The sequence below is a fragment of the Bowmanella pacifica genome, assembly GCF_014645355.1.
Lineage (GTDB): Bacteria > Pseudomonadota > Gammaproteobacteria > Enterobacterales > Alteromonadaceae > Bowmanella > Bowmanella pacifica.
In genome coordinates this window covers 166,608-184,360 of record NZ_BMLS01000004.1, presented here as the reverse complement: position 1 = coordinate 184,360, position 17,753 = coordinate 166,608, and the positions used below count along the sequence as shown (strand labels likewise).

Genomic DNA, 17,753 nt, shown 5'->3' with positions numbered 1-17,753 from the left:
AGAAATGATTAGTCCTCGTCATTATCTTGGTTTGACTGAGGATTAGCAATCATTGGAATCGGACGAGCTGGCACTACAGTTGAAATGGCATGTTTATATACCATCTGGCTAACTGTATTCTTCAACAGAATTACAAATTGATCGAAAGATTCGACCTGTCCCTGCAACTTGATACCATTGACCAGGTAAATAGATACCGGCACTCGTTCTTTTCTCAGCGCATTTAAAAAGGGATCTTGCAGTGATTGGCCTTTCGCCATTTTCATTATCCTTTTATTTTTATTATCTCAGTGCCTCGCCCGCTACGATTGAGACACCTCGCCAGCTTTTCGATTATACAGTTTTTGTCCTGCCTGTATAGCTACAGGCCGTTAAGGATCGGGGCTTTACAGCTTTTCCACGACCAACGACAAATTGTCCGTTGCAAAGGTATCCAACCAGTGAATATCTTGCCAGCCACGCAACCAGGTTAACTGGCGTTTGGCTAATTGTCGGGTTGCTACTATAGCCCGATAACGCATCTCTTGATGGTCATACCTGCTGTCCAGATATTCCCACATTTGACGATAGCCAACACATCGCATAGAAGGCAAGTTTAGATGTAGATCTGCCCTTGCGTAAAATTTTTTTACTTCGTCTTCAAAGCCTTGCGCCAGCATCTGATCAAAGCGCAGCGCTATCCGATTATGTAACACGTCCCGGTCATCCGGCGCTATAGCAAATTGGAATACCTGATAAGGTAATGGGGGCGTTTTTTCCTGAGTCAAGTCAGTCAAACTGCGGCCGGTCAGATAAATTACCTCCAGCGCCCGGGTCAGGCGCTGCGGATCATTAGGATGAATACGGGCCGCGGATACCGGGTCTTTCTGTTTGAGCTCATCATGCAGTGCCTGCCATCCCTCTGTGCCGGCTCTTTGCTCAATCTCAGCGCGCACTGTGGCATCTGACGAAGGCAGCGGGGAGATACCTTCCAACAGCACCTTAAAGTACATCATGGTGCCGCCGACCAATAAGGGAATCTTTCCTTTGGCCTGAATTTCGGCCATTTCACGCAGCGCATCCTGGCGAAAATCTGCCGCAGAATAAGCCTGTGAGGCATCTAATATATCGATTAACCGGTGTGGTGCCTGGCGTAACTCTTCGCTGGAAGGTTTGGCGGTGCCGATATCCATATCACGATAAATCATCGCCGAGTCAACGCTGATGATTTCACAGGGGTAATTTTGTACCAACTGTATGGCCAGGTCTGTCTTACCTGATGCGGTTGGGCCCATCAAAAAAATGGCGGGGGGCAAATTACTCTGCATAGGTTTGTATCCATTGTTCCAATGGTAAAGGGCGCGCTTTCTCGTCCAGTAAGTCTGTAAGCAAACCTTGTTGCTCACACCACTGCCATAGCTGTCTTACCTGCTCTTCGGCATAGTTTTGCTGTTTATCGGCCACGGCATCCAGCAGGCAATCTATTTCGCTGCCTTCTGGACACTCCAATACCAAGGGTAGCAGTTCGGACCAGTTAAACTGGCGCAGTCCAGCTGGCACTTGCTTGAGCATGAGTCTGTTATTGTCATGCGTCAGCACAAAGCCCAGCGAAGATAAGGTGGTTTGTTTGTTATCCAGATCCAGGTTGGGCAAGCTTTTCAGACTTAGAGATACCGGCATCAGCAAGGGTTGGCTAACGGCACAAGTCAGACTGTGTCTGATGTTAAGTTTGGACAGTTCCCTGACCGCCAACATGCAGCAATGTTGCTGATGGTTAAGCAGCAGATAGCGCTCATTTACCAATAACCAGGGCTTATCTGTGCTGAGGGGAGGCTGGGCCGCTGCGGGAGTTTGCATTAACTGTTGGTAGTGCTGCGCCCCGCGATTAGAAACCCCTTGTCCCTGATACCGGGTTGCCGGTTCGCTTACCTTGGTTTGGAGCGGCTTAATGTAGTTGTGACTGGGCTCGGCGGCGGGAATATGTCGAACCGGTATCGCGGAATCATCATCACCCGCTGCTGGCTCGGGTAGGTTAACCAGTGCATCCTGCAGCGCCCGGAAAATAAAATCATGCACCAGGCGTGCCTGATGAAAGCGTACCTCATGCTTGGCAGGATGAACGTTGACATCCACTTCTTTGGCATCTAATTGCAGATACAGAACATAAGCGGCATGACCGTCTGGGGGCAGTAGCCCTTCAAAAGCCTGACGAATAGCATGATGAATGAGCTTATCACGCATCATTCTGCCGTTAACGTAGAAATACTGTTGATCCGGACTATTGCTGCTTTGCTCTGCCAGCCAGCCGTGTAATTGCAGTCCTTGGTATTGGCTTTGAATATTCAGGGCATGTTGCCCAAAGCCATTACCACAAACCAGTGTGACCCTTTTGAGTTTGGCGGCGTCGTTACTGGCTTTTGGGTAATGACGCAGCAATTTACCATTGTGTTTGAGGCTGAAGGCGACATCAAAGCGTGACAGTGCAATGCGCTTGAGCGTGTCATCGATATGCTGAAATTCGGTTTTCTCACTACGTAGAAATTTACGTCTGGCCGGCGTATTAAAAAACAGATCCAGCACCTCGACGCTGGTGCCGTCAGGATGTGCCGTAGGTTGCAGTTGCACAGCCATATCCCGCCCTTCGGCTTTTGCCTGCCAGGCTTCGGCCTGGGCGGCTGGCTTGGAGGTCAGGGTTAGTCGCGCTACCGAACTGATACTGGCCAGCGCTTCACCACGAAAGCCCAGGCTCATGATTTGTTCCAAATCATCCAGGCAGCTTATTTTACTTGTGGCGTGGCGGCTAAGAGCCAGCTCCAATTCTTCACGCGCTATACCGCCGCCATTGTCTCGGATCAGGATGCGCTTGTGCCCACCACGCTCAATTTCCAGGTCAATTTTATCGGCACCGGCATCCAGGCTGTTCTCAACCAGTTCCTTGATCACTGATGCTGGGCGTTCTACTACCTCGCCTGCGGCAATTTGGTTGGCGAGGCGGGCAGGCAATATCTGTATTGGCAAGGTGTTCTACTGCTAGTTAGGTATGGTCAGTACTTGTCCGATACGAACCATATCCGAGTTCAGGTTATTGGCGGCTTTAAGTCGGCTAACCGGTACGTTGTAGCGTTGTGCCAACAAAGAAAGCGATTCTCCTGCAGAAACCTTATGGGTGCGATTGTCGCGTTTGTTCTGAGCCCATAAGGTGCCATCCGGTGGCATACGCTTAAAGTAGCGCTGGACCGCATTGTACATGGCATCCGCCAGGTCTTCGCGGAATTTCGCCCAGTTCAGATTCTTTTCTTCCCGAGGGTTTGAGATAAAACCGGTTTCCACCAGAATAGACGGTATATCCGGTGAGGTTAATACCGCCAAACTGGCCGCCTGAGGTACCGATTTATGCAATTTGGTAATTTGCTTCATTTCCCTGAGCACCTCTCGGCTAACCTCATAGCTAGTGGAAATGGAGTGGTCCATGGACATATCCAGCAGGGCTTGGGTCAGGTAACGCTCATTGGCAGTGTCCTGAATCACCTCAGCGGCACCGCCCAACAGCTCTGAATGTTTTTCGCTGTTTTCCAGCCAGCGTCCTAACTCTGAGTTAGCACGGCGCATGGACAGTACCCACACTGAGGCGCCACTGGGCTGTGGCGTGGTATAAGCATCGGCGTGAATGGAGAGAAATAAATCGGCCTTACGTTGTCTGGCCATATCGGCCCGTTTGTTGGGGTGAATATAATAGTCCCCGGTACGGATCATGGCCGCTTTCATTCCCGGGGTTCGGTTGATTCTATCCGCCAGCATCTTAGCGACGCTAAGAGTGACATTTTTTTCATAACTGCCCGCGTAGCCGATGGACCCTGGATCCTCGCCGCCATGCCCGGCATCAATGGCAATAACAATATCCCGGTTTTCACTTTGGTCACTGCGTTTGACGGTGGCCGCGACGCTCTCGCTTTTACCGCCGATATCAATAACCAAACGGTTGCCATAAGGGGCGGTAGGGGGAAGGGCGAATATCTGCGTGTCGACTGCTTCGGTCAGATCGAACACCACTCGAATGGCATTCTTATCCTTGGCATTACTGTAACGCAGGCGCTTGATCAGCTTGCTGTCGTTTTGAATCTTGGCAAAGTCCAGACTCTTGCCGGTATCAGAGAGGTCGATGACCAAGCGGTGGGGATTCTTAAGCGTGAAATAGGTAAATTGGGGGGCATCCTGCATATCGAATACCACCCGGGTATTCGACGGCGAAGGCCAGATGCGAACACCATCTACCTGATTTTTGGCCACAGCCAGGGCGCTGAACAAGGTCAGCAACAAGGTTAGCCAGGAATAAAGTCTCTTATGTGCCATGCGCTCTATTATAGTTTTGCAAGCAATGCTTCTCCCCGTTCAGACAAGGCAAGCAGCTCGAAGGTTCGGCCAGGGTCACTAAATGCTATGTTAATCTGCAAATCCGCCGGGGCCAAGAGTTGACCGCCTTTTTGTGGCCACTCAATCAAACACAGGCAATCGCGCTCAAAATAATCACGAATGCCAATAAACTCCAGCTCTTCCGGATCGCTCAGACGATACAAGTCAAAGTGAAATATTCGCCAGTCGCCAACCTGATAAGGCTCCACTAGGGTGTAAGTTGGGCTCTTTACACGACCGGTATAACCCAAAGCCTGAATGAAGCTGCGACAAAAGCTGGTTTTACCTGCTCCTAAATCGCCTTGCAAATAAATCACCGTGGCACTGTCACAGGCTTTGGCTAATTTTGCCGCCAACGCGTCGGTGGCTTGTTCATCTTTTACTTCTATTTGCATTGTCATTCAGCGATTAACCAGTTGTCGGATAAAGGGCAACAAATCACTGGCCATCATACCACGTTCTCCATTTTGTTGTGCAGCCAGGTCCGCCGCAGCGCTATGCAGGCTGGCGCCATACATTGTCGCTTCATCGTTACTTAACCCCTGTGCAACTAAACTGATAATAGTGCCGCTTAACAGGTCACCCATACCTGGACTGGCCATGCCGGGATTACCATTGGTTAATACCCAATGCTGTTGTTGTGCTGCAATCAGGGTGCCAGCACCTTTGAGTAGTACTGTGGCCTGATACTTTTTTTGAAGCTGGCTCAGGGCCTGGTAACGATTATTTTCAACATCCTGTATTTTGCAGCCCAGTAATCTGGCTGCTTCGCCTGGGTGTGGAGTGAGTATGCATTGGCAGGGTAAGGTTGTGCGGCAAGTGGCCAGCAAATTCAATGCATCAGCATCCAAGAGTATAGGTTTAGGGTGTTTTGTTACATAATCCAGCACTTGATTCAGCAGAGCGCTTGACCAGCTATCCTGGCCGAGGCCTGGGCCTATCACTATACAACTGGCCCAATTCAACTGCACTTGCAGGCTGTCAGCGTCTGCCAGCATCAATTCCGGTAGCCCCTGATAAACCAATGGGCGATTTTCGGGGTGGCAAAGTGTTTTCACCAGACCTGCGCCGGCACGCAAAGCGGCCTCGCTGGTAAGGCGTATTGCGCCCGGCATGCCGCGGTTTCCGCCTATGCAGAGCACTTTACCCGAGCTGCCTTTGTGACTGTTTCTGGCTCGCGGTGGTAGGCTGGGTAAGTCGTTGAAGTCGAGCAGGCGCGCGCTGGATATGGCTAGGGAGTCAAAGGCTGCAGCGATGCCTAAATCGGCAAAAACAAGCTTGCCGCTTTGCTGTTTTCCCTGACCCGTCACCAAGCCGCTCTTAATACCCACAAAGGTCACTGTCAGGTCAGCAGATAGGGCTTCTCCTCCTGAGGCTCCGGTATCGGCGTATAACCCAGACGGGATGTCGAGGCTGAGCACCGGAATTTGGGTTAGTTTCACTGCTTCAATCACCTGCTGATAAGGTGGTCGCAGAGGTCCCTGGGTGCCGGTACCTAGCAGCGCATCTACAATCACATCGATTGCATTGATGGCGTGTGGCCAGGGGCTAACGTTACCGCCTTGTGTTTGCCAGCGGTGATAGGCTTCTTTGGTATCCGGACTGAACCGGGCAGGATCCCCTAGTAGTATCAGTTCAACATGCAGTCCGGCTTGTTTCGCCAAACGCGCCACAACAAAACCATCACCGGCGTTATTTCCCTGGCCACATAGGACTAAAATACGTTGTGCATCCGGATAATGCAGCCTGAGTGCATCAAAACCAGCGGCTCCGGCGCTTTCCATCAATTCATATAAGCTCAGTCCGGACTGTTTGGCTGCCTGGGCTTCGTGATCGCGCACCTGATCTGCGCTAAACACTTTGTGTGCTAGACTGGCGGGCAATGTAAAGATGAATGGTTTCAATGGCTGAACTCTGCGAAAAGGTCTTGATGGACCTGACTGAACATATCAAGAGCTGGGGAAGAGCGCTAGGCTTTCAGCAAGTTGGTATCTGCGATGTGGATCTGAGTCGCCATGAAGCACGCCTGCAAGATTGGCTGGACAAAGGAATGCATGGTGAAATGCAGTTTATGGCAGAGCATGGTATGAAGCGTGCCAGGCCAGATGAGCTGTTACCCGGAACCCTCCGAGTGATCAGTGTACGTATGGATTACCTGCCACCCGATGCCGGCTTTGCCCGCAATCTGAAAGACCGCCAGCAAGCCTATATCAGCCGCTATGCCCTGGGCCGTGATTACCATAAATTGCTCCGCCAGCGTCTGAAGAAACTGGGTGAGATGATTCAACAAAGAATCACTGAGTTTGATCTGAGCTACCGCCCCTTTGTGGATTCCGCGCCGGTGCTTGAGCATGCAGTGGCAGAAAAGGCCGGGCTGGGTTGGACGGGCAAACATTCCTTAACTATCAACCGGCAGGCTGGTTCCTGGTTTTTTCTGGGAGAACTGTTTATCAACCTGCCGCTGCCGGTGGACAAACCCGTAGAGGAAGGCTGTGGGAGTTGTACCGCCTGTTTAACTATTTGTCCGACCGGCGCCATAGTTGAACCTTATGTGGTGGACGCCAGGCGCTGTATTTCTTATCTGACTATTGAGCAAAAAGGGGCCATACCTGAGGAATTCAGGCCCTTATTGGGCAATCGAATCTATGGTTGTGATGACTGCCAGTTGGTTTGTCCCTGGAACCGTTACGCACAAATTACCGACGAAGCCGATTTCCATCCCCGTCAACAGTTGCAGGGCAAGGACCTGTTGGAGCTGTTTGGCTGGAGTGAAGCGACCTTTTTGAAGAATACCGAAGGTTCACCTATACGGCGTATCGGCCATGAACGCTGGTTGCGTAATATTGCTGTAGGACTGGGAAATGCACCCTATTCGTCCGATATTGTTGCGGCATTACAGGCTCAGCGGGAGGCATGCACTGAGATGGTGAAAGAGCACATTGATTGGGCTCTGGCTCAGCAGGCAGAGAAAAAGCCCGGTCAGCCCGACAGGCAAACCTTGCGATTAATTCGCAGTGTACAAAAAGGTCTTCCCAGAGATGCCTGATAAGCCTGGGGGCCGGCAGCCATTGCCACCGGCCCGTTCGCTTTTTCAGACTTGATGATATTGCTGGCTGTTACGGTGGACAGCGTCGACAAAGGCTTTGGCGTGCTCAGGCGGCACATCAGGGTGAATACCATGTCCCAGGTTAAACACATGTCCGGTACCCGTGCCAAAGCCGGCCAGGATAGATTGCACTTCCTGTTCAATTCTTGCGGGGGGCGCATACAGCATTGATGGATCCATATTCCCCTGCAGTGCCACCTTATCGCCTATTCTGGCTTTGGCTTCGGCAATATTGATGGTCCAATCCAGACCCACTGCATCACAGCCTGTGGCAGCGATGGCTTCAAGCCACATACCACCATTTTTAGTAAACAGGGTAACAGGTACGCGGCGGCCTTCGTTTTCGCGGGTGAGGCTATCCACAATTTTGTGCATATAGCGTAGCGAAAACTCTTCATAATCCCGCGGTGACAGCACGCCGCCCCAGGTATCGAAAATCATCACTGACTGCGCGCCGGCAGCGATTTGTGCATTCAGATACAAAATCACCGAGTCGGCCAGCTTATCTAAAAGCAGATGCAGCGCGGCAGGTTCAGCAAAGGCCATCTTCTTGATGATGTTGAAACTCTTTGTAGAGCCGCCTTCGACCATGTAGGTGGCCAGGGTCCAGGGGCTGCCGGAGAATCCAATCAGTGGCACCTGACCATTCAGGCCTTTGCGTATGGTACGCACCGCATCCATCACATAGCCCAGTTCAAGCTCGGGGTCCGGGATGGGTAATGCCTCAATGGCTGCCATGTCTCTTAACGGGCGCTCGAATTTTGGTCCTTCTCCGGTTTCAAAATACAGACCTAAGCCCATGGCATCAGGAATGGTCAGAATATCAGAGAACAAGATGGCGGCATCTAAATCAAAACGACGCAGGGGCTGTAAGGTCACTTCGCAAGCCAGCTCCGGGTTTTTGCACAGCGACATAAAATCGCCGGCCTGAGCACGTGTTGCACGGTACTCGGGCAAGTAACGGCCAGCCTGGCGCATCATCCACACAGGAGTGACATCCACGGGCTGTTTGAGTAAGGCCCTCAAATATCTGTCGTTTTGTAGTGATTGCATGCTGTGCTCCTGTCTACTGCACTTAAAAACCCGCGCATTCTACCAGTTAAAACCTTATCGATACACCAGACAATCCTTGTGTTAAATCAACGTTTGAGGCTTTAAGTAAAATGCCATTCGTCCTATTTGAGGCATGAAAGCTTGCACTGCTTCGTTATTCTTTGCTATAAAACCTATGCGCTAGTGAAATCTAAATAAAAGAAGCCCGGATACGGGACCTCCACGCTAAAATATTTAAGCCTTGCCGTTCTCGGTAAGGCTTTTTTATTTCTGCTTAGTCAATTTATAAAATTGCTTTAAAGGCCTGTTGTAGCACCAATTAATTGGCCTGCGATGGAAAAACGTTGTGGGGTGAGTGGCAGCTTGTCAAAGTCGAACCACTCGGCAGCGAGTATTTCTTTACCGTCTACCTGGATTTCTCCCGAGTCCCAGTCCGCCAGAAAACCCATCATTAACGAATGAGGAAAGGGCCAAGGTTGGCTGGCGAAATAACGCAGGTTTTTAACCTTAATGCCCACTTCTTCCATAATCTCTCTGTGCACAGCCTGTTCAAGGCTTTCGCCACTTTCAACAAAGCCGGCCAGGGTGGAATACATACCTTCTTTATGATGGGCGCCCTGAGCAAGTAGAATTTGCTCACCTTTACGTACGGCAACAATAATGCAAGGCGATATTCGTGGGTAACAACGATGTTGGCAGCGATGGCAATGCATGGCCAATTCCCAGTTTACGGCTTCCATGCGGCTGCCACATTGTCCGCAAAATTTGTGGGTACGTAAAAATAACGCCACTTGCCAGGCTCTGGCCAGAATATTGAAAGCGTCGAGCGCTTCGCTCATTAACGCGGCCCGCAGGTTAATCAGTTCTATATTTTGTTGATCTAGTACTTCCTGCCCTAAATCAATGACGTAGCAATTGCGCTGGCGGTATTCACCGACCTTAATTACCTCATCTGCATAGGTGGATATAAAGGAAAGTTCTGACCATTTCCTTTCCGTCAGACAGCTTTGGCCGTCTAGTTTTACCAACTTATCCTGAGACAGGATAAGCCAATAGGCTTGCTCGTTATTGCCGGGTCGGTGTTTCATAGCTACTACTTGTCTTTACCGCAGAGTTTCTGAGGATATCATTATGCTCGGCGTATATCGTAGCGAGTTGGCGAGAGGACCGACAAGCAGAGTATAGCGCTTTTGCTATTGGGGCATTCTGATATACTGCATTTACAATTGATTTACCTGAACCGTTGATGGGGACGGAGCGGGAGAATAACAATGCTAAATAAAGTAGAACAAGCCGAACAAAAATGGGGTGGGTCGCATTCAGCCATCGACAACTGGATTAATGCGCGCAAGCTATTGCTGGTGGAGTACTGTCGACTAGCCGGTTTGCCGCCTTTTGATACTCACCGTCAGTCACTGCCAGGCAAAGAGGTGGTTGAAACCTTCTGTGAAATGCTGATGGACTACGTGTCGGCGGGCCACTTCGAGTTTTACGATAAAATTGTTGAGGGCAGCCAAGCCAATGGTGAAGGGAAATCTCTGGCAGATGAGGTTTATCCCCTGATTGCGGACACCACAGAGCAGGCTTTGAATTTCAACGATTGCTATGCTGAGATTGAAGATGACCATGACATGCAGGGTTTCGATAAGCATTTATCGGATCTGGGACAGGCTATGGAAGCGCGTTTTGAGCTTGAAGATAAACTAATTCAAACGCTGTATCACGACCATCTTTGAGCAATAAAAAAGGCGCCTATGGCGGCGCCTTTATGTTATGTCCTGTGTTCATGGAGGAGCACAGGGCTTGCCAAAACTAGCTCTTCTGACGACGCATAGCGTCAAAGAACTCATTATTGGTCTTAGTCATCGACAGCTTGTCGATAAGGAATTCCATGGCGTCAATTTCGGACATTTCATGTACGATTTTACGCAGGATCCACATCTTCTGCAGCTCTTCCTGAGTAGTGAGCAATTCCTCACGACGGGTACCAGAGCGGTTAAAGTCGATGGCCGGGAATACACGTTTCTCCGCGATCTTACGGTTCAGGTGCAATTCCATGTTACCTGTGCCTTTAAACTCTTCGTAGATCACTTCGTCCATCTTCGAACCGGTATCGATCAGTGCCGTAGCAATGATGGTCAGGCTGCCGCCTTCTTCTACATTACGGGCCGCACCGAAGAAACGCTTAGGTTTATGCAGGGCGTTGGCGTCAACACCACCGGTCAGGACTTTACCTGATGAAGGTATTACGGTGTTGTATGCACGAGCTAAACGGGTAATGGAGTCCAGCAGGATAACCACGTCTTTTTTGTGTTCTACCAGGCGCTTGGCTTTTTCGATCACCATTTCAGCCACTTGTACGTGACGGCTAGCCGGTTCGTCGAAGGTAGACGCTACCACTTCACCTTGCACCAGACGTTGCATTTCGGTGACTTCTTCCGGGCGCTCGTCGATAAGCAGTACCATCAACACACATTCGGGGTGGTTGGCGGCAATGCTCTGGGCAATGTTCTGTAGTAATAACGTTTTACCGGCTTTGGGCGGGGCTACGATCAGACCACGCTGACCGCGACCAATAGGTGAGGCTAAATCCAACACCCTGGCGGTGATATCTTCGGTACTGCCGTTACCCCGTTCCATACGCAGACGCTCTTTAGCATGCAGAGGCGTAAGGTTTTCGAACAAAATCTTATTGCGCGAGTTTTCCGGGCGGTCGAAGTTAACTTCGCTGATTTTCAGCAGTGCAAAGTAACGCTCGCTGTCTTTAGGCGGACGAATTTTGCCTGAAATTGAATCGCCGGTGCGCAGGTTAAAACGTCGAATCTGGCTTGGCGAAACGTAAATATCGTCTGGGCCAGCTAAATAAGATGAATCTGCCGACCGCAAAAAGCCAAAACCATCCTGTAATATTTCCAGTACCCCATCACCAAAAATGTCTTCACCACTTTTCGCATGGGCTTTGAGGATTGAGAAGATGATATCTTGTTTGCGGGCGCGGGCCATGTTTTCGAGGCCCATTTTTTCTGCCAGTTCTACCAGTTCGCTGACGGGTTTATTTTTGAGTTCCGTTAGGTTCATATCGGTGGGTCTTAATGATTGAAAATATGCTCTTTGTGCAAGTGTGTTCAGACTTTTAAAGGGTCGTAAACGTCAGATTGCGTCGGCGTGACGCGGGGATTAAGCTCTGCGCTCCATGCGCCACCCGTCGAGCGGGCCGGCTGCAGGCGATAAACACTGTTCCAAACAGCCTTTTGTTCGTATCGAGTAGAGTCGATGCTGAGAACGAAATCTAAGTTAGCACCAAAAATCAACAGCGTCTAGTAATCTTTCGCTGCTAATTTATTCATTCACAGTGAATTTTTGCGCAATTTTGTGACGATGTGAAAAAAGCCCGGTTGAACCGGGCTTTTTCAAATTAGATATTTTCTTTTAAAAATTCGGTCAGCTGAGTCTTGGATAGTGCGCCAACCTTGGTGGCTGCTACGTTACCGCCTTTAAATAGCAGCAAAGTAGGGATGCCACGGATACCATATTTAGGCGGAGTGTCAGTATTGTGGTCGACATTCAGCTTGGCAACTGTTAATTTGCCTTCGAATTCGCCAGCCACTTCATCTAGAATTGGCGCGATCATTTTACACGGGCCACACCATTCCGCCCAGAAGTCAACTAGTACAGGACCTTCGGCGTTGATAACATCAGCCTCAAAACTGTCATCAGTCAACTGGATAATTTTGTCGCTCATTCATTTCTCCAAACTTGGCTGCCTCGGCAGAAAACACCGGGCAGGCGATTGTGGCTATTTATATAGAAACTGTTTTTTAATGCAAGCACTGATAAGCTATAAGCTATGCAAACAACTCATCTAACTGAAACACATTTTTCTGACCTGCCGATGCATGCGGACGTAGTGAACGCATTGTCAGCAGCTAACTTTCAACATTGTACACCGATTCAGGCGTTGAGCCTGCCTCCTTTGCTGGAGGGGCGTGATGTTGCAGGTCAGGCGCAAACAGGGACGGGCAAGACAATAGCCTTCCTGACCGCAACTTTCCACCATCTATTGACCCATCCTCAATCTGAAAAAGCACAACCTCGGGCCATTATTATGGCACCAACCCGCGAGTTGGCGGTGCAGATTCATAAGGATGCCGAGCTGCTTAGTAAGCATACCGGACTTAGCCTAGGCCTTATTTATGGGGGCGAGGGTTACCAGAGTCAACGTGAAACACTGGAAAAAGGTGTCGATATTATTATTGGCACCACCGGCCGGATTATTGACTACTACAAGCAGGGGATTTTCAGCCTGGCGAATATTCAGGTTGCGGTATTGGATGAAGCGGATCGTATGTTCGATTTGGGCTTTATCAAAGATATCCGTTATCTGTTCCGTCGTATGCCTGCCCCTTCTGAACGTTTAAGCATGCTGTTCTCTGCCACTTTGTCTATGCGGGTGCAGGAACTGGCTTACGAGCATATGAACAGCCCTGTGCATGTTCAGGTTGAGCCGGAGCAAATGACCGCCAGCCGGGTGAAGGAAGAGCTATTCTACCCATCCAATGACGACAAAATGTTGCTGTTGCTCACCTTGCTTGAAGAAGAGTGGCCGGAAAAAGCCATCGTATTCGCCAATACCAAGCACAGTTGTGAAAATGTCTTTGATTGGTTGAAGGCCGATGGTCACCGGGTTGGCTTGTTAAGTGGTGATGTACCACAGCATAAGCGTTTACGCATTCTGGATGGTTTCAGTAAGGGACAGTTGGATGTACTGGTGGCGACCGATGTAGCCGCGCGTGGGCTACACATCGAAAAGGTCACCCATGTTTTCAACTATGACTTACCGGATGACGCCGAAGATTACGTGCACCGTATCGGCCGTACTGGTCGGGCAGGAAAAAGTGGCCATGCTATCAGCTTTGCTTGTGAGAAGTATGCGCTGAATTTGCCCGCCATCGAAGAGTATATTCGTCATATAATCCCTGTGACCGATTATGATCACAGTGCGCTGCTGGAGGACGTAAAAGCGCCCCGCCAGCAATATAAAAAGCGCATGCAAAGTGGTAAGAACCTGAGCAAAGGCAAGCCCCGGAGCAGAAGCCCAAGGAACCGATGAGAGAAGCGCCCTTGACCACGCCACAACCGCAGCAATATTACGCTGCGGTAGATCTTGGCTCTAACAGCTTCCACCTGATGGTGGTTCGTGTGGTTCATGGTTGTATTCATATTGTTGGTAAGGTGAAGCAAAAGGTTCGTTTAGCGGCCGGCTTGGACGAAGAGTTCCAGCTGGATGACCTCAGTATGGAGCGGGGATGGAAGTGCCTGGAAGCTTTTGCCGAGCGTTTGCAGGATATTCCTGCCGCTAATATTCAGGTGGTGGCCACCGCCACCTTGCGCTTGGCGCGCAATGCCGAGCAATTTATTCAAAAGGCCGAACGGATTCTGGGTCACCCCATCCGGGTGATCAGTGGTGAGGAAGAAGCTAAACAGATCTATCTCGGTGTAGCCTATACCTCTGCTAATCAAGGCAACAGCCTGGTCATTGATATAGGCGGAGCCAGCACTGAAGTTATCCTGGGTACCGGGTTTTCCCCCAAACAGTTAGTCAGCCTGAATATGGGCTGCGTAACCTTTATGGAGCGTTTCTTCCCGGACGGTGTACTTAGCCAACAGAATTTTGCTGTTGCGCAGCAAGCGGCTCGAGCACTGTTAGCGCCTGTGGCGGATCAATTTACCTGTTTTGAGTGGCGCCAGTGTCTAGGGGCATCTGGCACTCCCCAGGCCATTACCGAAATTCTGGTAGCACAAGATATCAATGACACTATTCGTCTGTCTTATTTAGATAAGCTCATGCAGCAATGTATTGACTGCGGCAGTCTGGACGCTTTGTCAATTGAAGGCTTGTCTGAGGCGAGAAAACCGGTGTTTGCCAGTGGTCTGGCGATTCTCAGAGTCTTATTTGAGTTGTTGGGCATACAGCAAATGCAGATCGCGGGTGGCGCGCTGCGTGAAGGCCTGCTGTATGGCATGCTGGAAAACATCCATCACAATGATATTCGTCAGCGCACGCTGGATGCCCTGGTTGAGCGTTTTCATATTGAGGAGGCACAGGCCCACAGAGTGGTGGAGACCGCCCTGATGCTCTACCAACAGCTTCCCCATAATGACATTCATTGTCAGTTAGATGCAGAAGCTGTGCTGGTGGCCGCAGCGAAGTTGCACGAAATAGGCTTGCATATCGACTTCAAACACAGCCATCAGCATGGTAACTACATACTGTCGCATATCAGTATGCCGGGGTTTACCAAGCTGCAGCAGGAATGCATTTGTGCGTTGGTAGGCAGTCATCGCCAGGACATCGATCAATCCGCTTTTGGCGCATTCCAGCAAGAAGTTAAGGTGGTGCTGCAGGACTTGTGTAAGGTACTGCGTATTGCCCATGTGCTATGTATTCGTCGCAAAGATCATCTGTTGCCGCCCATTCAACTTGGGGTTGAGACAGAGGGGCTACGTCTTGGTTTTCCTGACGGTTGGTTGAAGAAACATCCGCTACTGGATGCTGAATTGGCCAATGAAAAGTGGCTGCAGTATAAAGCCGGTTGGGCACTGAATATTGAATAAAGCCGACATATGTCGGCTTTATTATTTTTTGCACTATTTAGTTTTTTGCATGTAATCCAGGGTGAGGTTTGCCAGCAGCTCAACCCCCAGCTTCATACCAGACTCATCAATTTTGAACTCCGGCGTGTGGTGAGCAGGTGCTTGTTCTTCTGGCAAATCTAACGGCTTTCCGCCAACAAACAGATACAGCCCAGGCACTTCTTTTTGGAAGAATGAAAAATCTTCCGCGCCGGTTACGGCCTTCACTTCCGTGACCTTTCCTTCACCAGCTGTACGATGCAAAGTAGGCAGCATTTTATCCATAAGTGCCGGATCGTTATAGGTAATGGGGTAGCTGTCGCCATAGGGTAAACTTACCTCGGCTTCAGCCCGCATGCTTTGGGCTATATGCGTGGCTTTCCGATGCACGGCGGCATGCAGGGTCTCACGCATGCCCTGATCCAGGGTACGTATGGTGCCAAGCAGCTCGACTTCATTGGGAATAATATTGCTGCGGTTACCGCCATGAATAGCACCAACAGTAATCACGGCTGCTTCATCGATTAAGGGCAGCTCACGACTGACTATGGTCTGCAGACCCATAACAACCTGGGCGGCTGTCACGACCGGATCGACACTTAACCAAGGGTAGGCGCCATGGGCTTGCTTACCTTTGATCACAATCTTGTAGGGATCAACTGCAGCCATAATGCCGCCGTGGCGATACTCAACGGTGCCTACATTGGTATTGGAACTGATGTGCAGGCCGAATACTACATCGACGTCTTTCATCACTCCCTCAGCCACCATCAGCTCGGCACCGCCTTTTTCACCCACTGGTGCGCCTTCTTCCGCGGGTTGGAAAACAAATTTTACCTTGCCGGATAACTGCGACTTCATGTCGGTGAGTATTTTAGCCGCACCCATTAGCATCGCCATGTGCGTGTCATGACCACAGGCATGCATGACCGAAACCGGGTTGCCGTTGTATTCACTGGTTGCTTTTGAACGAAAGGGTAAATCATTCTGTTCTTTTACCGGCAGGCCATCCATATCCGCACGCAAGGCAACAACCGGCCCGGGTTTGCCAGAATCCAGCATGGCGACAACACCTGTGTGGGCGACGCCTGTTTGCACCTCAAGACCTAAACTGCGCAAATATTTCTCAATATATTTGGCTGTTTCAAACTCCCGGTTCGACAATTCCGGATGCTGATGGAAATGGCGGCGCCACTCAATGACCTGGGGTTCTATGTTGCTAGCCTGCTTACTGACCTGGTCGGCGGCGGCAAAACTGCTGATGCACAGCAGCGCAATGGCGGATAAGGCGGTTTTCATTATTATTCTCCTGTTGATTGTGCTCATCACTTTAGAGTTACTCAATGTACCCGGTCAATGCCGCTGGTCTCGCCATTTGGTTAAAATGCCAGCAATCTTGCACATTGAACTACGCTGACCAGCGACGGCTAACTTGTATAACCGCTCTGCTTAAGTGGTCAGGCTAGTCGGATAGTTGCTCTGTATTGAGCTGGGGGAGCCACTGGACTGCGTATCTGTCTTGCACAGATAAGGGTGATAAAGCTTAGAGATAATAATGCGAGAAAAGTAGCGGCACGGGTGCTGCCGCTACTTTAATAGGATCAGGCGCTGAGTCTGCTGGTGACTAAATCCAGTAGCGCCTGTGAGCGCACCTTCATACAAACTTTTTGCTGTGGCAGGTTTTCCCAGCCAGGATAGGGGAAATGCCTGTGGCCTGGGGCCAGGGTTGTCTGCCCAACCGCTAAACCTTCTGTCACAACTCGTATCCGGCCTTCTTCGATTTCAAAAAGCGTGGGGTCAAGCAGGTAGGCGATGGTTGATGGGTCATGCACCATGCAGCCAGCAATACCCAAGGTTTGCTGATAAAAATCGATATAAAAGTCGCAGGCTTGGCGCAAGAACTCACCTTGTTGTGGATTTTTATCGGCGATCTTCTGCATATCATCCTGCTTAAGCAGTACCTGACTGGTGACATCCAGGCCAATCATCACCACCGGCCAATCAGCGGTAAAGACTTTATCTGCCGCATGGGGGTCGCCCATGATATTGGCTTCCGCCACCGGAGACACGTTACCACAGTGGCGAGCGGCGCCGCCCATTAACACCACTTCTTTGACCAACCCGGCTATATCAGGCGCTTTTTCCAGAACCCGGGCAATATTGGTAAGCGGACCTAAGGGTACCAAAGTGATCTCACCTGGGTGCTTACGCACCTGCTCAATAATGAAATCTACCGCGGACTGGTTTTGGGCTTGCTTGTTGGATACCGGCCAGTTGATATTGCCAAAGCCGTCATCGCCATGCACAAAATCGGCATAAGGTGCGGGCGTGCGTGTCATTGGCACAGCTTCGCCTTTGTAAACCGGAATGTCGTATGAGGCGAAGTCACTCAGGATTAAAGCGTTGGTGGTGGCTTGTTCAACGGACACGTTACCGAATACGGTAGTCAGGCCCAGCACCTCCAGCTCGGGGGAATTGGCGGCCATAATAATAGCGAGGGCGTCATCCACACCCGGATCGGTATCTATGATTATCTTTCTGCTCATGGAATTTCCTTAAATTTGTTCAGTAG

At 50.3% G+C, this 17,753-nt stretch carries 16 protein-coding genes; 4 read left to right on the top strand and 12 right to left on the bottom strand.

Translation table 11 applies throughout. The features are described 5' to 3' along the window. Positions 1-8: 8 nt before the first annotated feature. The 6 genes from hfq to IEX02_RS13630 all read right to left on the bottom strand — a co-directional run bounded on the left by hfq (position 9) and on the right by IEX02_RS13630 (position 6,248). Positions 9-260, bottom strand: a complete 252-nt coding sequence (gene hfq, locus IEX02_RS13655) for an RNA chaperone Hfq (protein ID WP_102794540.1) — start codon at positions 258-260, stop codon at positions 9-11. Between the two features lie 126 nt (positions 261-386). Continuing rightward, on the bottom strand, positions 387-1,307 hold the full coding sequence (gene miaA, locus IEX02_RS13650) for a tRNA (adenosine(37)-N6)-dimethylallyltransferase MiaA (protein WP_188696215.1): 921 nt from the start codon (positions 1,305-1,307) through the stop codon (positions 387-389). Then, a complete protein-coding gene (gene mutL / locus IEX02_RS13645) occupies positions 1,297-2,997 on the bottom strand; it encodes a DNA mismatch repair endonuclease MutL (protein WP_188696212.1) in 1,701 nt (566 codons plus the stop codon). The genes miaA and mutL overlap by 11 nt, the downstream gene beginning before the upstream one ends. A gap of 12 nt (positions 2,998-3,009) precedes the next feature. Further along, positions 3,010-4,329, bottom strand: a complete 1,320-nt coding sequence (locus IEX02_RS13640) for an N-acetylmuramoyl-L-alanine amidase (protein ID WP_188696209.1) — start codon at positions 4,327-4,329, stop codon at positions 3,010-3,012. Positions 4,330-4,337: 8 nt separating this feature from the next. Then, positions 4,338-4,790: a tRNA (adenosine(37)-N6)-threonylcarbamoyltransferase complex ATPase subunit type 1 TsaE gene (tsaE, locus tag IEX02_RS13635; protein ID WP_188696206.1), complete on the bottom strand. Its 453-nt coding sequence runs from the start codon at positions 4,788-4,790 to the stop codon at positions 4,338-4,340. Beyond that, positions 4,791-6,248 carry an NAD(P)H-hydrate dehydratase gene (locus tag IEX02_RS13630; RefSeq protein ID WP_229702223.1) on the bottom strand — a complete coding sequence of 486 codons (1,458 nt, stop codon included), beginning with the start codon at positions 6,246-6,248 and terminating at the stop codon, positions 4,791-4,793. It lies immediately after the preceding gene. A gap of 44 nt (positions 6,249-6,292) precedes the next feature. Here IEX02_RS13630 and queG point away from each other — a divergent pair, with 44 nt between their 5' ends. Further along, positions 6,293-7,435 carry a tRNA epoxyqueuosine(34) reductase QueG gene (gene queG, locus IEX02_RS13625; RefSeq protein WP_188696201.1) on the top strand — a complete coding sequence of 381 codons (1,143 nt, stop codon included), beginning with the start codon at positions 6,293-6,295 and terminating at the stop codon, positions 7,433-7,435. 45 nt (positions 7,436-7,480) lie between these two features. On the opposite strand, the gene hemE is transcribed toward queG, so the two are convergent. Both hemE and nudC read right to left on the bottom strand, forming a co-directional pair. Further along, positions 7,481-8,548 (bottom strand): uroporphyrinogen decarboxylase, encoded by a 1,068-nt coding sequence (hemE, locus tag IEX02_RS13620; protein WP_188696198.1) that lies wholly within the window; start codon positions 8,546-8,548, stop codon positions 7,481-7,483. A gap of 296 nt (positions 8,549-8,844) precedes the next feature. Continuing rightward, the gene (gene nudC, locus IEX02_RS13615; RefSeq protein WP_188696195.1) at positions 8,845-9,636 is read right to left on the bottom strand and encodes an NAD(+) diphosphatase; all 792 of its coding nucleotides are present in this window, start codon (positions 9,634-9,636) and stop codon (positions 8,845-8,847) included. A gap of 183 nt (positions 9,637-9,819) precedes the next feature. Between nudC and rsd the strand changes: the two genes are divergently transcribed. Then, complete coding sequence (rsd, locus tag IEX02_RS13610) at positions 9,820-10,284, top strand: sigma D regulator (RefSeq protein ID WP_188696191.1); 465 nt, start codon at positions 9,820-9,822, stop codon at positions 10,282-10,284. A gap of 76 nt (positions 10,285-10,360) precedes the next feature. On the opposite strand, the gene rho is transcribed toward rsd, so the two are convergent. Both rho and trxA read right to left on the bottom strand, forming a co-directional pair. Continuing rightward, positions 10,361-11,626, bottom strand: coding sequence for a transcription termination factor Rho (rho, locus tag IEX02_RS13605; RefSeq protein WP_188696188.1), 1,266 nt, complete (start codon positions 11,624-11,626; stop codon positions 10,361-10,363). 337 nt (positions 11,627-11,963) lie between these two features. After that, positions 11,964-12,290 carry a thioredoxin TrxA gene (gene trxA / locus IEX02_RS13600; protein ID WP_188696186.1) on the bottom strand — a complete coding sequence of 109 codons (327 nt, stop codon included), beginning with the start codon at positions 12,288-12,290 and terminating at the stop codon, positions 11,964-11,966. Positions 12,291-12,395: 105 nt separating this feature from the next. Here trxA and rhlB point away from each other — a divergent pair, with 105 nt between their 5' ends. Both rhlB and IEX02_RS13590 read left to right on the top strand, forming a co-directional pair. After that, a complete protein-coding gene (rhlB, locus tag IEX02_RS13595; protein ID WP_188696183.1) occupies positions 12,396-13,658 on the top strand; it encodes an ATP-dependent RNA helicase RhlB in 1,263 nt (420 codons plus the stop codon). Continuing rightward, positions 13,655-15,163 (top strand): Ppx/GppA phosphatase family protein, encoded by a 1,509-nt coding sequence (locus tag IEX02_RS13590; RefSeq protein WP_188696182.1) that lies wholly within the window; start codon positions 13,655-13,657, stop codon positions 15,161-15,163. Before rhlB ends, IEX02_RS13590 begins: the two co-directional genes overlap by 4 nt. A gap of 33 nt (positions 15,164-15,196) precedes the next feature. On the opposite strand, the gene IEX02_RS13585 is transcribed toward IEX02_RS13590, so the two are convergent. Next, on the bottom strand, positions 15,197-16,480 hold the full coding sequence (locus tag IEX02_RS13585; protein WP_188696178.1) for an amidohydrolase: 1,284 nt from the start codon (positions 16,478-16,480) through the stop codon (positions 15,197-15,199). 302 nt (positions 16,481-16,782) lie between these two features. Then, positions 16,783-17,727, bottom strand: coding sequence for a nucleoside hydrolase (locus tag IEX02_RS13580; RefSeq protein WP_188696175.1), 945 nt, complete (start codon positions 17,725-17,727; stop codon positions 16,783-16,785). Between the last annotated feature and the right edge of the window lie 26 nt (positions 17,728-17,753).

Coding starts and splice junctions, on each gene's coding strand:
- hfq (WP_102794540.1), bottom strand. CDS start 260: ATGGCGAAAGGCCAATCACTGCAAGATCCCTTTTTAAATGCGCTGAGA.
- miaA (WP_188696215.1), bottom strand. CDS start 1,307: ATGCAGAGTAATTTGCCCCCCGCCATTTTTTTGATGGGCCCAACCGCA.
- IEX02_RS13640 (WP_188696209.1), bottom strand. CDS start 4,329: ATGGCACATAAGAGACTTTATTCCTGGCTAACCTTGTTGCTGACCTTG.
- tsaE (WP_188696206.1), bottom strand. CDS start 4,790: ATGACAATGCAAATAGAAGTAAAAGATGAACAAGCCACCGACGCGTTG.
- queG (WP_188696201.1), top strand. CDS start 6,293: ATGGCTGAACTCTGCGAAAAGGTCTTGATGGACCTGACTGAACATATC.
- hemE (WP_188696198.1), bottom strand. CDS start 8,548: ATGCAATCACTACAAAACGACAGATATTTGAGGGCCTTACTCAAACAG.
- nudC (WP_188696195.1), bottom strand. CDS start 9,636: ATGAAACACCGACCCGGCAATAACGAGCAAGCCTATTGGCTTATCCTG.
- rsd (WP_188696191.1), top strand. CDS start 9,820: ATGCTAAATAAAGTAGAACAAGCCGAACAAAAATGGGGTGGGTCGCAT.
- rho (WP_188696188.1), bottom strand. CDS start 11,626: ATGAACCTAACGGAACTCAAAAATAAACCCGTCAGCGAACTGGTAGAA.
- trxA (WP_188696186.1), bottom strand. CDS start 12,290: ATGAGCGACAAAATTATCCAGTTGACTGATGACAGTTTTGAGGCTGAT.
- rhlB (WP_188696183.1), top strand. CDS start 12,396: ATGCAAACAACTCATCTAACTGAAACACATTTTTCTGACCTGCCGATG.
- IEX02_RS13590 (WP_188696182.1), top strand. CDS start 13,655: ATGAGAGAAGCGCCCTTGACCACGCCACAACCGCAGCAATATTACGCT.
- IEX02_RS13585 (WP_188696178.1), bottom strand. CDS start 16,480: ATGAAAACCGCCTTATCCGCCATTGCGCTGCTGTGCATCAGCAGTTTT.
- IEX02_RS13580 (WP_188696175.1), bottom strand. CDS start 17,727: ATGAGCAGAAAGATAATCATAGATACCGATCCGGGTGTGGATGACGCC.